At 72.1% G+C, this 13,567-nt stretch carries 14 protein-coding genes; 5 read left to right on the top strand and 9 right to left on the bottom strand.

What is annotated here, in order from left to right:
• The first annotated feature begins 106 nt into the window (after positions 1–106).
• Positions 107–517, top strand: coding sequence for a Crp/Fnr family transcriptional regulator (locus BKA05_RS18240; RefSeq protein ID WP_179532696.1), 411 nt, complete (start codon positions 107–109; stop codon positions 515–517).
• An 82-nt stretch (positions 518–599) separates the two neighbouring features.
• Here BKA05_RS18240 and BKA05_RS18235 read toward each other — a convergent pair whose 3' ends face one another.
• The 3 genes from BKA05_RS18235 to BKA05_RS18225 all read right to left on the bottom strand — a co-directional run bounded on the left by BKA05_RS18235 (position 600) and on the right by BKA05_RS18225 (position 4,059).
• Positions 600–2,585, bottom strand: coding sequence for a M13 family metallopeptidase (locus BKA05_RS18235; protein ID WP_343045751.1), 1,986 nt, complete (start codon positions 2,583–2,585; stop codon positions 600–602).
• 146 nt (positions 2,586–2,731) lie between these two features.
• On the bottom strand, positions 2,732–3,088 hold the full coding sequence (locus tag BKA05_RS18230; RefSeq protein WP_179532695.1) for a hypothetical protein: 357 nt from the start codon (positions 3,086–3,088) through the stop codon (positions 2,732–2,734).
• Positions 3,088–4,059 (bottom strand): NADPH:quinone oxidoreductase family protein, encoded by a 972-nt coding sequence (locus BKA05_RS18225; RefSeq protein WP_179532694.1) that lies wholly within the window; start codon positions 4,057–4,059, stop codon positions 3,088–3,090. Before BKA05_RS18225 ends, BKA05_RS18230 begins: the two co-directional genes overlap by 1 nt.
• A 40-nt stretch (positions 4,060–4,099) precedes the next feature.
• Between BKA05_RS18225 and BKA05_RS18220 the strand changes: the two genes are divergently transcribed.
• Positions 4,100–4,957 (top strand): alpha/beta hydrolase fold domain-containing protein, encoded by an 858-nt coding sequence (locus tag BKA05_RS18220; RefSeq protein WP_218842454.1) that lies wholly within the window; start codon positions 4,100–4,102, stop codon positions 4,955–4,957.
• 169 nt (positions 4,958–5,126) lie between these two features.
• Here the strand turns inward: BKA05_RS18220 and BKA05_RS18215 are convergent, their stop codons facing one another.
• On the bottom strand, positions 5,127–6,338 hold the full coding sequence (locus tag BKA05_RS18215) for a M15 family metallopeptidase (RefSeq protein ID WP_343045750.1): 1,212 nt from the start codon (positions 6,336–6,338) through the stop codon (positions 5,127–5,129).
• A gap of 162 nt (positions 6,339–6,500) precedes the next feature.
• Here BKA05_RS18215 and BKA05_RS18210 point away from each other — a divergent pair, with 162 nt between their 5' ends.
• Positions 6,501–7,352 carry a GTP-binding protein LepA gene (locus tag BKA05_RS18210; RefSeq protein WP_179532692.1) on the top strand — a complete coding sequence of 284 codons (852 nt, stop codon included), beginning with the start codon at positions 6,501–6,503 and terminating at the stop codon, positions 7,350–7,352.
• A 129-nt stretch (positions 7,353–7,481) separates the two neighbouring features.
• Here BKA05_RS18210 and BKA05_RS18205 read toward each other — a convergent pair whose 3' ends face one another.
• The 4 genes from BKA05_RS18205 to BKA05_RS18190 form a co-directional block, all read right to left on the bottom strand.
• Entirely contained in the window at positions 7,482–8,051 is a 570-nt protein-coding gene (locus BKA05_RS18205; protein ID WP_343045749.1) for a TetR/AcrR family transcriptional regulator, read from the bottom strand.
• A gap of 107 nt (positions 8,052–8,158) precedes the next feature.
• Positions 8,159–8,368: a ferredoxin gene (locus tag BKA05_RS18200; protein ID WP_179532691.1), complete on the bottom strand. Its 210-nt coding sequence runs from the start codon at positions 8,366–8,368 to the stop codon at positions 8,159–8,161.
• A gap of 5 nt (positions 8,369–8,373) precedes the next feature.
• On the bottom strand, positions 8,374–9,810 hold the full coding sequence (locus tag BKA05_RS18195) for a fatty acid desaturase (protein WP_179532690.1): 1,437 nt from the start codon (positions 9,808–9,810) through the stop codon (positions 8,374–8,376).
• A gap of 94 nt (positions 9,811–9,904) precedes the next feature.
• Positions 9,905–10,375, bottom strand: a complete 471-nt coding sequence (locus tag BKA05_RS18190) for a hypothetical protein (protein ID WP_179532689.1) — start codon at positions 10,373–10,375, stop codon at positions 9,905–9,907.
• Between the two features lie 179 nt (positions 10,376–10,554).
• Here BKA05_RS18190 and ppgK point away from each other — a divergent pair, with 179 nt between their 5' ends.
• Positions 10,555–11,292, top strand: coding sequence for a polyphosphate--glucose phosphotransferase (ppgK, locus tag BKA05_RS18185; protein WP_218842453.1), 738 nt, complete (start codon positions 10,555–10,557; stop codon positions 11,290–11,292).
• Positions 11,293–11,296: 4 nt separating this feature from the next.
• Complete coding sequence (locus BKA05_RS18180) at positions 11,297–11,995, top strand: hypothetical protein (RefSeq protein WP_179532687.1); 699 nt, start codon at positions 11,297–11,299, stop codon at positions 11,993–11,995.
• Between the two features lie 34 nt (positions 11,996–12,029).
• Here BKA05_RS18180 and BKA05_RS18175 read toward each other — a convergent pair whose 3' ends face one another.
• Complete coding sequence (locus BKA05_RS18175; protein ID WP_179533319.1) at positions 12,030–13,370, bottom strand: NAD-dependent malic enzyme; 1,341 nt, start codon at positions 13,368–13,370, stop codon at positions 12,030–12,032.
• Between the last annotated feature and the right edge of the window lie 197 nt (positions 13,371–13,567).

Below are 13,567 nucleotides of genomic sequence, written 5' to 3'. Positions count from 1 at the left end.
ACCGTCCGGTGATCTCCTCCACAGAGGTGTTGATCTTTCACATACCGGGGGTACGGTTTAGACGTACCGACGGTATGCCTCCCTTCCCCCACCCGAGGAGCCCACCATGGTCCGCACCACCGAGCACCTGCTGCGCAGCGTCCCCGCCCTGGCCGACTGCTCTCCCCGTGAGCTGCGCCGGATGGCCGCGCTGATGGACGTGGTCGCCCTGCGGCCCGGAGCCGCCCTCACCACCGAGGGCGAGTTCGAGAACCAGGCGTTCCTCCTGGTCGAGGGGCAGGTCGGCGTCCGCGTCGGCGACGACCTGGTCGCCGTCCTCGGCCCCGGCGAGCTGGTCGGCGAGCTCGGCGTGATCGACCGTCGCCTGCCGCGCACCGCCACCGTCACCGCGATGACCCCGGTCACCGCCTGCGTGCTGACCCCGCGCGGCTTCGACTCGCTGCGTCGCGGCTTCCCCGCGGTCGCCGCGCTCGTCGACCGCACCGTCGCCGCGCGCGAGGAGTCCCTCGCCGGCTGAGGCCCTGCGGCGTACGCCGGGGACGTCATACGTCGCGCGGAGACGGACCTCCCGTCCGCATGACGTCCCGGCGCGGCCCTCGTCACCAGATCCGGACGCGGTCCTCCGGGTCCAGCCACAGCCCGTCACCGGGGGCGGTCTCGAAGACCTCGTGGAACTCGTCGAGGTTGCGCACGATGTTGGCGCGGAACTCCGCCGGGCTGTGCGGGTCGATGGTGAGGAACTGACGCGCCTGCTCGGCGCGGCGCTTGGTGCGCCACACGTGGGCCCAGTTCAAGAACAGCTGGCGCCGCTCCTCGACGCTCGCCTGCCCGCCGGTGGAGATGACGTAGGCCTTGTGGGCGATGGTCAGCCCGCCGAGGTCGCCGATGTTCTCGCCGACGGTGAGCTGGCCGTTGACCCGCTCACCGGGCAGGTCGCGCGGCTCGAGCGCGTCGTACTGCGCGATGAGCTTCTTCGACTTCTCCTCGAAGGCCGCCTTGTCGTCCGGGGTCCACCAGTCGCGCAGGTTGCCCAGCGGGTCGAACTGCGCGCCCTGGTCGTCGAAGCCGTGACCGACCTCGTGGCCGATCACCGCGCCGATGCCGCCGTAGTTCTCGGCCGGGTGGGCGTCGGGGGAGAAGAACGGCGGCTGCAGGATGCCGGCGGGGAAGCAGATCTCGTTGGTGCCGGGGTTGTAGTAGGCGTTCACCGTCTGCGGGAGCATGTGCCACTCGTCGCGGTCGACCGGCGAGCCGATCTTGCCGAGCTGGCGGTCGGTCTCGAAGGCCGCCGCGGCCGCGACGTTGCCCATCAGGTCGTCGGGGCGCACCTGGAGCCCGGAGTAGTCGCGGAAGGTGTCGGGGTAGCCGATCTTGGGGTTGAAGGTCTCGAGCTTCTCGTAGGCCCGGGACTTGGTCTCCTCGGTCATCCAGTCCAGGGCGCCGATCGACTCGCGGTAGGCGGCCAGCAGGTTGGCGACCAGCTCCTCCATCATCGCCTTGGACTGCGGCGGGAAGTGGCGGGCGACGTACTGCTTGCCGACCGCCTCGCCCAGCGCCCCCTCGACGAGGGCGACGCCGCGCTTCCAGCGGGCGCGCAGCTCGGGGGTGCCGTTGAGGGTGCGGCCGTAGAAGTCGAAGTTGGTCTCGACCAGCTCGTCGGTGAGGTACGGCGCCGCCGACCGCAGCACGCGGACCAGCAGCCAGGGGCGCCACTGCTCCAGCGGCACCTCGGCGAGCACGCCGGCCAGGCCCTCGAAGAACGACGGCTGGCGGACGTTGACCTCGGCCAGCAGCTGCTCGGCGCTCTGGGAGCCGCCGGAGAGGTTGGTGACGTACACGTCGAGGTCGAAGGGGCCCACCAGCGTGCGCAGCTGCTCGAGGGTGTGCAGGTTGTAGGTCTTCTGGACGTCGCGGGTCTCCGCGCGCTCCCAGTGACCGGCCGCGATGCGGGTGTCGATGTCGAGGACCGTGCGGGCGGCCGCGGCGGGGTCGCCGAGCCAGTCGGCGCCGGTGCCGCCCAGCTCGAGGAGGCGGGTGAGGTAGGCGAGGTACTTCTCGCGGGTCTCGGCGTGCTTGTCCTCGCGGTAGTAGGACTCGTCGGGCAGGCCCAGGCCGCCCTGCACGAAGTTCACCAGGTAGCGCTCGGAGTCCTTGTCGTCGTTGTCGACGTAGGAGCCGAAGACGCCGTGGCCGCCGATGCGCTCGGACTCCCCGAGGAACGCCGCCAGGTCGCGCAGGTCGCGGAGCCCGCCGATCGCCTCGACCAGCGGCTGCACCGGGGTCAGGCCCAGCGCCGCGATCCGCTCGGTGTCCATGAAGGAGGTGTAGAGGTCGCCGATCTTGCGCGCCTCGTCCGCGGCGGAGGGGTCGGCGGCGTCGGTGGGGCCGCCGGCGGCCAGCTCCTCGATGATCTCGCGCACGTGCTGCTCGGCGGCGTCGCTCAGCGCGACGAAGGGGCCCCAGCTCGAGCGGTCCGAGGGGATCTCGGTCTCCGCGAGCCAGCGGCCGTTCACGTGGCCGAAGAGGTCGTCCTGCGGCCGGACGGACAGGTCCATGCCCTCGCGGGCGTCGTCGAGGATGCTCACGTCCGCGACCCTAGCCGGGCGGGGGTGGGGCCGGGTGGACCGGGAAGGTCTGACTGATGTCGGTCAGACCTTCGGGGTCGCGGTCGAACCTTCGACCGCGCAGCCGCAGGTTCGACTGATGTCAGTCAGACCTCACACACCCCCCGCTACCCCGCAGCCGCGTCCAGGGCCGCGCGGACCGACATCACGACCGCCTCCTCGTCGACGCCGTCACGGGCCGCGAGCTCGGCGACCAGGCGGCGTACGACGAGCATGACGCCGCCGATGAGCGGGGAGATGTCGAGCTCGAGCTCCTCGGTCTCCTCGTCCAGCAGCAGCTCGATGGCGTCGATCTCGAGCAGGTGCTCGAAGACCAGCTCCATCGCGGCCTGTGCCTTGTCGGGGTCGTCGCCCCCGACGTCGGCGGCGACCACGGCGTCGAGCACGACGTGCCCCGCGCGGCGGACCTTCTCCTCCTCGGGGAGCTCCGCCTCGTGGTCGTGGTGCTCGGCGTGCGGGTCCATCACCGCACCCGCACCACGGACTTGCCCAGGGTGCGCCGCTGGTCCATGTCGACCAGCGCCCTCCCCAGCTCGTCGAGGGAGTACGTCGCGCCGATCGGCGGCTTCACCGCACCTGCCTCGATCATCGGCAGCAGCGCCTCCCACTGCTGGTGGAGGTAGCCCGGGCGCATCATCCCGTAGCCGCCCCAGCCGACGCCGCGGACGTCGACGTTGTTGAGCAGCAGCCGGTTGACCTTGACCTCGGGGATGCCCTCGCCGGCGGCGAAGCCGACCACGAGGAGCCGCCCGAGCGTGGCCAGGCAGCGCAGGGAGTCGGTGAACACCGAGCCGCCGACCACGTCGACCACGACGTCGACGCCGCGACCCTCGGTCAGGGCCATGACGGAGTCCTTGAACCCCTCGAGCAGCACCGCCTCGTCGGCACCGGCGGCCTGGGCGTAGTCGCACTTCTCCTGCGTGGAGCAGACCGCGACGACCCGCGCGCCCATGCCCTTGGCGACCTGGATCGTGGCGGTCCCGACGCCACCGGCGGCGCCGTGGACCAGGACGGTCTCGCCCTCGCGCAGGCCGGCGCGCTCGTGCAGGGCGAACTCCGCGGTGAGGTAGTTCATCGGCAGCGCGGCGCCCTCGTCGAAGGACAGCGCGTCAGGGAGCCGGAACACCGAGTCGGTGCCGAACACCGCGAGCTCCGACGCCCCGCCGTACGGCGCGACCGCCGCGACCCGGTCGCCGGCCGCCAGCCCGGAGGACTCCGGCGCCGAGACGACGACCCCGGCGACGTCGACGCCGAGGCTGAAGGGCGGCTCCGGCTTGAGCTGGTACTCACCCCGGCTCAGCAGCAGGTCGGGGAAGGACACCCCGATGCTGTGCACCTCGACCAGGACCTGGTCGGCACCGGGCTGGGGCTCGGGGACTTCGCGCACCTGGAGGTGCTCGGGTCCGGTGGTCTCGACGACCTGCACGGCTCGCATGCCGCCCAACCTATCCAGGCCCTCGCTCCGAACAGCACAGGTGAGGATCTCCGACCGTGTCGCCGTCTCCCTGATGCACCACACGGCCCGGTGGAGCGTGCGGTACGGCGAGGGGCTGAGGTTCGCGGGGTCCGACCTGCCCCGCCCGACCCGGCTGCGGGTGCCCACCCGGCACGGACCGGTGACCGTGTGGTCCTACGAGCCGACCGGCCGGGACGGCTCCTCGCAGGCGGCCGGTCCCTCGCACGTGCACCTGCACGGCGGCGCGTGGCTCATGCGGCACCCCTTCATGGACGACTGGTGGTGCCGCTACCTGGCCGCCACGGCGGGGGTGCGGGTGCTCAACGTGGACTTCCGCACCGCGCCGTACGCCGTGTTCCCGCGCGCCCAGGAGGAGGCCCACGACGTGACCGCCTGGGCCGCGACGCGGGGGCCGGCGAGCGTGGGCGGCTTCTCCTCCGGCGGGGGCATGGCCGCCGCGGTGTGCCTGATGGCCCGCGACTCCGCCTCCTTCGTGCCGCGCCTGCAGGTGCTCGGGGTCCCGGCCCTGGACCTGGCCACCGACGTGCCGTCAGGGGCGGGCCAGATCTCGCCGTCGCTGCGGGCGCTGGTGCGTCGCGCCTACTTCCCCGACGTGGAGAGCCGCCGCTCGCCCTACGCCTCGCCGCTGCTGGCCCCCTCGCTCGAGGGCCTGCCGAGGGCGTTGGTCATGACCGCGGAGCGGGACACCCTGCGCCGCGACGGCGACGAGTACGCGGAGCGGCTGCGCGAGGCCGGCGTCGAGGTCTGGCACGACGTCACCCCACGCGCCGACCACTACTTCCTCACCGAGGACCCGGTCCGCGCGCGCACGACGATGGGCACCGTGGCCGTCGAGGTGGCCGCCGCGCTCGCCTGAGCGGCCCGTCCGGCGGTCGAACAGCGAGCGCCAGTGAGCGTCGTCGAGACCCCGCCGCCGTGGCTGGGGTCCGCGAGCACCTCACCGGGTCTCGACACGCGGGTCACGGCTTCGCAGGCTCAGCCGTGCCGCTCGCTCGACCACCGATGAGCTGATCCGCTGGCGCGTCTCAGCTCGGCCTGACGATCCGCGCCATCTCGAAGTGCATCGGGTCGGTGTAGCGCCAGTCGCCGCCCCAGGCGAAGCCCCACTTCTTGAAGATGGAGACCACGACGCGATCCATCTCACCGACCGTGCCGCGCAGGTTGCCCGGCACGTTGAGGTCCAGGGCGGTGCCGAAGGAGTGGTTGGACAGGCTCGTGGAACCGGCGATGAAGCGGGGGTAGTAGCAGCCGGCGTACTGCTCGCGCTTGATCTCGTCGGCCAGGCCGGCGGTCACGATCTCCTCCAGCGCGGCACGCAGCTGCGGGAACATGGCGTTGTTGCAGGTGACGTCGCCCAGGATCGGCACCGACTGGGTGCTGATGTGGGTGCGGACCCACGCGGGGTCCGGGGCGATCCGCCCGCCGCCGATGGGGCGGTAGGTGAACACGCCGATCGCGTCGGCCAGCGAACCCACGACCTGTGCGGTCTGCACCGCGTCGGGGTCGAGGCCGTAGCGGGCGACGGCGTCGAGGCGCTCGATCGAGCTGTCCTTCGGCAGCAGCTTCGTCAGCGGCTCGGCGACGACCTCGGGCGCGACGGTGAGCTCGCTCGAGACGAGCAGGGCGTTGCCCGGCGTCGCGCCGAGCGCCTCCCCCCACTTCTCGTTGACGACGGCGTCGACCGCGTTCTCGATCTGCGGCGCCATCACGCCGAGGTGGATGGGCGGGACCTCGCTGGTCAGCTCCAGGAAGTCGTCGTCGTCGAGCGGCAGCCGCTTCGCCACGGCCTTGCCGACCGCCAGCTCGCCGGCGGCGACGCGGTCCCAGATCTCCTGGTTCTGCGGGAGCTGGCCGGGCGCGTAGCGCCGGTAGGTGGCAGGGTCGACGGCCGCCACGTTGAGCACGCGGTTCTCGATCGACACCTGCAGCATGCTGAACTGCTCCACGGCGGCCACGCCGGGGATCTTCTCGATCTCGGCGAGGGTCTCCTCGTCGATCGTGTCCTGGGTCTGCACCAGGACGTCGGCCGTGCGGGGCAGGGCCTTGAAGCGGCCCGGGGGGTCGACGGCGTACGCCGGATCCAGCCCGGCCGGCGCCGTGCTCGACCCGCCGGGGCCCGACGTCCCGGCGGTCGCCTCGCCCGGTGCGCTGCCGGAGGTCACGTCCGGGTCGGGCTCCTCGGCGACCGTGGCGTCGCTGCTGCACCCGGCCAGCGCCGCCAGCACGGTGGCGGTCACGAGGGCAGCACCGATGCCCGCCGCCGGCCTCGGTGCCGTCGCGGCGGTGGATCGCGGTCGCCGCAGTCGCACGTGCCCTCCTCCCATCCAGGGTAGGCGGCGGCGACGAACCTCACAGGTGATCCCAGCACCTGCCCCTCCCCACGCACCTAGGCTGACCCGGTGAGCGCCACGACGACGACCCGCCTGGTCGAGCACGTCCAGCGGCTCGGCGAGGAGCACCCGCCGCTGCGCCTGGACGACGTCGACTTCACCGTGCGCGACCCGCGGACCCTCGAGCAGCGGTACGGCCACGTCCTGGACTACATGGCCCGCGTCGAGCTCGAGGTCGACCGCAACGTGCTCGAGCTGACCACGATGCTGCCCGACCCGCCCGAGGTCGACGTGTTCTTCTACCGCGACGTCTGGCAGCCGCAGGAGATCCAGCACGGCCGGATCCTCGACGAGCTGCAGGTGCGCCTGGGTCGCTCGAACGCCGACGCCGACCTCGACTCGGTGGGCGCCAAGCTCAAGGTCCTCGGCGCGCTGGCCCACCTCGGCGCCTTCCAGGACGTCGTGCGGATGCTCTACTACGTCACCGGCATGGCCACCGAGCGCTCCGCGGTCCTGGCCTACAACCTGCTCCACGACGGGGTGCGCGAGATGGGCGAGACCGCCATCGCCGACACCGTCATCGCCCCCATCAAGCGCCAGGAGCCCGGCCACTACGCCTTCTACCAGCTCTCCGCCCGCGGCCTGTGGGCCGAGCTGGCGCCCTGGCAGAAGTGGCTGGTGCGGCTGCTGCGCCGCATCTCCTTCTCCCCCGTCGGCGCCAACAACCCCGAGCAGCTCGCCGACTTCGGTGACGTCATGCGCACCCTGCACATCGACGAGGACTCCGACTTCGCCGCCCAGATCGCCCGGGTCGAGATGGAGCTGCTCTGGGCCCGCGACAAGGGCCTGCCCGTCCCGACGTACGTCACCGCCGCCTTCCGCGAGGCGCTCGAGCTCGCCCGGGCCCGGTCCGCCGCCTGAGACGGCGCGCGAGCGGTGAGGTTCAGCGGCCCCCGCTGGACCTCACGGCGCGGCGCTGAAGCTGCATCGGTGGACCGTCAGGTTCATCGGCGCCCCGATGAACCTCACCCGGCACCGCCGTCCGACGACCTACCTCAGCACCCTCGCGGCGATCCAGGCGATCGACTCCGCGGTCTCGGCCGGGTCGCCGGAGGGCTGCATGACGTGGGAGAGGACCACGCGGACCACCATGTCGATGGCGGCGTCGAGGTGCGGGCCCTCCAGGGCGACGTCGTACGGCGCGAGCCGCGCGGCGATCACCGCCTTGGCCGCGACGAGCAGCGACTCGGCGTGGGTGGTCAGCAGCGGCAGCAGCTCGGTGTCGGCGCCATGGGTGGCCGAGACGACCGCGTGCAGCAGGTCGTTGCCCTGAGCGTGCTCCAGGACGGTGCGGGCCGAGGCCCGGATCGCGGCGACGAGGTCGTCGGGGTGGGCGTCGAAGGCCCGGTCGACCACGCCGAGGAAGCGGTCGAGCTCGCTGAGGATCATCGCCTCGGCCAGGCCCGGCTTGGTGCCGACCTCGTTGTAGACGGTCTGCCGCGAGACCCCGACCTCCTCGGCCAGCCGCGCCATCGTCACCTGCGACCAGCCGACCTGGGCGGTCAGGCGCACGGCGGCGTCGACGACCCGCTCTCGGGTGCTGGGGACGGCGCTGCTCACGGGCCTGAGTCTAGTGAGCGCACCCCCACCGACCGGGGTGGGTCGCCGGACCGGGCCTCCGGGGGGTCGGCCCGGTCCGGCGGTCTGGGTGGTGCTCAAGGCCGTGGTCAGCCCCGCAGCGAGAGCGCCAGGACGGGACAGGCCTGGGTGGCGGCGTGCACGTGCCCGCGGTCGGCCTCCGGCGGGTGCTGGTCGATGACGTGCACCGACTCCTCCCCGTCGTCGTCCTCACGGACCTCGAAGTAGTCCGAGGCCATCGCCTCGCACATGCCCAGGCCCTCGCACTTGTCGCGGTCGATGACGATCTCGAGTCCCATGCCGATCACGCTGCCTCGGACGTCGCGAGGGGCACGAAGTCCACCTTCTCGCGCACGCCGCAGTCGGGGCAGCACCAGTCGTCGGGGATGTCGGCCCAGGCCGTGCCCGCGGCGAAGCCCTCGAGCTCGTTGCCCACGGCCACCTCGTAGGTGTAGCCGCAGCCGGGGCACCGGGCGGCGAGCACCTCCTCGGTGAAGGTGTGCGCGGCGTCGTCGACGGCCATGGCCGCCTCGTGGACGGGGACCGGGTGCTTGGCGAGGATCCGGTCGCGCTTGCGCGGGTGCAGGTTGGCGCGGCTCAGGTCGCCGTCGAAGTGCGCGATGACCCGCTTGTCCATGACCCGGCGCCAGATCGGCGGGAACAGCGCGAGCACGATCATGCCGGCGTACCCGGTGGGGAGCACGGGGCTCTCCTCGAAGTCGCGCAGCGTCTGGTACCGGCGGGTGGGGTTGGCGTGGTGGTCGCTGTGGCGCTGCAGGTGGTAGAGCAGCACGTTGGTCGCGATGTTGTTGGAGTTCCACGAGTGCGAGGGGTCCACGCGCTCGTAGCGCTGACGCTCCCCGGCGCCGACCTTCTGGCGCAGCATCCCGTAGTGCTCCATGTAGTTGACGACCTCGAGCAGCGAGAAGCCGACGATCGCCTGCACCACGAGGAAGGGCAGGATGCCCACGCCCTGCCAGGCCACGAGACCGCCCCAGAGCACGAGCGTCATCAGCCAGGCGTTGAGCACGTCGTTGCCGAGGTGGAAGGGGTGGGTCTTCTTGCGGGAGTAGCGCTTCTTCTCCAAGTGCCAGGCGCTCTTCAGCGAGCCGGCGACGGTGCGCGGCCAGAACTCGTAGAAGCTCTCGCCGAAGCGGCTGGAGGCAGGGTCCTCGGGAGTGGCGACACGGACGTGGTGGCCACGGTTGTGCTCGATGTAGAAGTGGCCGTAGAAGACCTGCGCCAGCGCGATCTTGGCCAGCCAGCGCTCGTTGGCCTCGCGCTTGTGGCCCAGCTCGTGGGCGGTGTTGATGCCGATGCCACCGATGCACCCGATCGAGATGGCCAGGCCCAGCTTGTCGAACGTGCCGAGCGGGTCGATCCCGAACGGGGTGCCCCCGCCGATGAGGTAGAAGGCACCGACGAAGCCGGCGTACTGGATCGGGAGGAAGAGGTAGGTGATCCAGCGGTAGTACTTGTCGTTCTCCAGGGCCTCGATCGCGTCGTCGGGCGGGTTGGAGCGGTCGAGGCCGGCGATCAGGTCGATGGCCGGCACGACGCCGAGGATGACGACCGGGCCGAGCCAGAGCCAGGCGCCCCAGCCGGTGACGGCGTACCCGCCGAAGGCGATGAACGCCAGGGACGGCACCACCAGGCCGATCAGCCACAGGTAGCGCTTCTTGTCCTTCCAGGCCTCGGTCGACCCGGCGGGGACCGTGCTGTTGGGGATGGTGCTGCTCATGGGGACCTCCTGCGGTGACGGGTGTCACCTCATCTGCTTGACACGACCATAAGGAATGTCAAGCAGATTGACAAGAGGTATCGATCTGTAAACCTCAGGCGGGTCCTGTGATCCGCGGCATGGACGTCGAGCCGGAGCGGGGACCGGCCGCCGGTCCGGAGCGGGTCGACGACCCGGCACGACCGCGCGGGGGGCGCGACGGGGCGTGCCGGGCCGCCTCGGCCAGGGCAGCGACCTGCTCGGCCAGCGCGGGAGCCCCCAGGCACCGCAGACGTCCGACGTGGCCGGGCGTGCGGAGCCCGACCGTGCGCTGCACGACGCCGGACCCGAGCTCGACCCCGGTCAGGTCCCCGAGGTCGAGCTTCAGCATCGCCGAGCCGCGCCCCACACGGTTGGGCATGAAAGTGAGGTGCAGTGCGGTCAGCGTGAGACGACCGGGGACCCAGGTGGCCCCCCACACGGTCTGGAAGCGGTCGAAGGCGGCGTCGCTCGGCGTCCTGCCGGCACCGGTGAGGGTCTCGACCAGGAGGTGGCCCGACTTGGACCCGACGACTCCGTACGACATGGATCCACCATGCTCCCCGGGGGTGGTCGCTTCCAGGGACCTTGGTCCCTTGCGTGTGATGGGGGCCACAGGCCTCCCGGCTTCCCCGCGTCGCTGACGCCCCCCGCCGCCGCCGACACCGCCCATCCTCCCCCCGGGGAGGCTTGTCAGCGCCTGCAGGAGCCGGTGGGATGTCCTCGATGAGTCTCCCCTTCGGCATCGACTTCGGCGGCACCGGCATCAAGGGTGCCCCCGTGGACCTGGACAGCGGCGACTTCGCCGCCGAGCGGGTCCGCGTCCCCACCCCACGACCCTCGACCCCCGAGGCGGTGGCGGAGGTCTTCGTCGAGGTGCTCTCGCACTTCCCCGAGGCCACGGGTCCGGTCGGGGTCACGGTGCCGGGCATCGTGCGGCACGGGGTCGTGCACTCCGCCGCCAACATCGACGACGCCTGGCTCGGGGTGGACGCCGACCGACTCTTCAGCGACGCCACCGGACGGGAGGTCCACGTCGTCAACGACGCCGACGCCGCCGGGCTGGCCGAGGTGAGGTACGGCGCCGCCGCCGGTCGCCGCGGGCTGGTCGTGCTCACGACGCTGGGCACCGGCATCGGGTCGGCGATGGTGCACGACGGGGTGCTGGTCCCGAACTCCGAGCTCGGCCACCTCGAGATCGACGGGGCGGTCGCCGAGCACCGCGCCTCCAACCGAGCACGCGAGTCCGAGGACCTCTCGATGGCCGAGTGGGCTGCCCGGCTGCAGACCTACTACCGACACCTCGAGCGACTCTTCTCCCCCGACCTCCTCGTCGTCGGCGGCGGGGTCAGCAAGCGCTCCGAGGAGTTCCTCCCGCTCCTGGACCTCGACACCGAGATCGTGCCCGCCCTCCTGCGCAACAAGGCCGGCGTCGTCGGCGCCGCGCTGCACGCGAACGGATGACCTGATGAGCACCACCACCGACCAGACCGGCCCGCCGCCCGCCGACGACGGCCCCGATCCCCTCGTGCCCGACGACGCCCCCCGGGCGGCCGACCGACCAGGGGCCCGGCGCACGGCACTGGTCGTGGTCCCCCTGCTGGTCGGCCTCGTGGCCGCCGCGGCGGTGGGCGGGCAGATGCTGTGGGCCGAGATCGAGGACACCGACGACGCCGCCGCGGAGGTCTTCTGCTGGAACGGCGAGGGCGCGGACAGCCGCTCGGAGTGCTCGAAGCCGCGGGGGACCGAGGGGCTGGCCTGGGTGCTGCCGTCCTTCCGTCCGGACCGCCTCGACTGCGTCGACGAGCTCGAGCTGCACCCGGAGTACAACCGTCCGGTGATGTGGACGTGCGAGCAGGCCGTGGACGGCCGCGCGGTCTCGGTCACCTACAGCCAGATCACCGGCCAGCGGGCCGCGCTGCGCTACTTCGACAAGCTGCACGGCGACAGCCGGGTGGTCACCCGCTCCGCCGACGGACGCTCCGAGGTCTTCCGCTGGGCCCCCTCGCAGTCCGCCGACGGCCAGTGGCAGGCGAGCCTGCTGCTGCGCGACGCGCCGTACGCCGTCACGGCCGTGGCGTCCTCGCGCGAGGACGCCGAGCTGGTGCTCGAGCGCCGGGTGCGCATCCGGCCACCCGACGCTCGGCGGGGCGTCCTGGTCTCCTGACCCTCGGCGCGTCCGCTCCCGGACCGGGGGTCGCTCAGCCCTCGCGGATCGCGGTGGCCACCGCGGTGGGCACGTCGGGGTGGAACACGCTCGGGATGATGAAGCTCGGGTTGAGCTGGTCGTCGGTGACCACGCCCGCGATCGCCTCGGCAGCCCGCAGCATCATCTCGACGGTGACGTCGGTGGCACGCGCGTCCAGCAGCCCCCGGAAGACCCCGGGGAAGGCCAGGACGTTGTTGATCTGGTTGGGGTAGTCCGAGCGACCGGACGCGACGACGGCGGCGTGCTTCGCGGCCTCGGCGGGGTCCACCTCCGGGTCGGGGTTGGCCAGGGCGAAGACGACCGGATCCTGCGCCATGTCGGGGATCCACGACGCGTCGAGGACCCCGGGCGCCGAGACCCCGATGAAGACGTCGGCGCCGTCCAGTGCCGCCCTCAGGTCGCCCCGGACGTCGCGCGGGTTGGTCCGCCCGGCCAGCTCGCGCTGCGCCGGAGGCAGGGTCTCGTCGTGGCGGGAGAGGCAGCCGAAGCGGTCGTAGACCACGACGTCCTCGACGCCGGCGGCCAGCATGAGGGTGACGATCGCACTGCCCGCGGCGCCGGCGCCCGAGACGACCGCGCGGATCGAGCCGAGGTCCTTGCCCACCACCCGCAGTGCGTTGGTCAGGGCGGCGAGGACCACGATGGCGGTCCCGTGCTGGTCGTCGTGGAAGACCGGGATGTCGAGGGTCTCGCGCAGCCGGCGCTCGATCTCGAAGCAGCGGGGCGCGGCGATGTCCTCGAGGTTGATCCCGCCGAAGCCGGGGGCGATCAGCTGGACGGCGCGGACGATCTCGTCGGTGTCCTGGGAGTCCAGGCAGATCGGCCAGGCGTCGATGTCGGCGAAGCGCTTGAACAGCGCCGCCTTGCCCTCCATCACCGGCAGGGCGGCGCCCGGACCGATGTTGCCCAGGCCCAGCACTGCCGAGCCGTCGGTGACCACCGCGACGGAGTTGCCCTTCACCGTCAGCCGTCGCACGTCCTCGGGATGCTCGGCCAGTGCCAGGCTGACCCGACCCACGCCGGGGGTGTAGGCCATCGAGAGGTCGTCGCGGTTGCGCAGGGGCACCTTGGAGGAGACCTCGATCTTGCCGCCGATGTGGAGCAGGAAGACACGATCACTGGTCTTGTGGACCGTGACGCCCGGGACCGCGGCGGCCGCCTCCTGGAGCCGCTCGGCGTGCTCGGCGTCCGCGGCCGAGCAGGTGACGTCGACGACGAGACGCTCGTGGGAGGACTCGGCGACGTCGATGCCGGTGACGATGCCGCCGACCTCGGAGATCGCGGTCGCCACGGCACCCACGACCCCGTGGTCGGGCGCCGTGTGCAGGCGCATGGTGATCGAGTACGACGAGGTGGTGGCGGCGCGGCCAGCGGTACGGGTCACCTCGCCACTCTCCGCCTGCCCGACGGCTACCGGCAAGTCACCTGCGCCTGCAGCACCGCGGCCCCACTACGGCCCCGGCACGGCACACCCGGAACGGGGTGACCGTCGTCACAACTTTGCACCCTTGAACGCATAGTGCAGAATGC

Source organism: Nocardioides marinus, assembly GCF_013408145.1.
GTDB classification, from domain to species: Bacteria; Actinomycetota; Actinomycetes; order Propionibacteriales; family Nocardioidaceae; genus Nocardioides; species Nocardioides marinus.
Note: the sequence above shows the minus strand (reverse complement) of the source record. Positions and strands in the feature narration are given on the sequence as shown.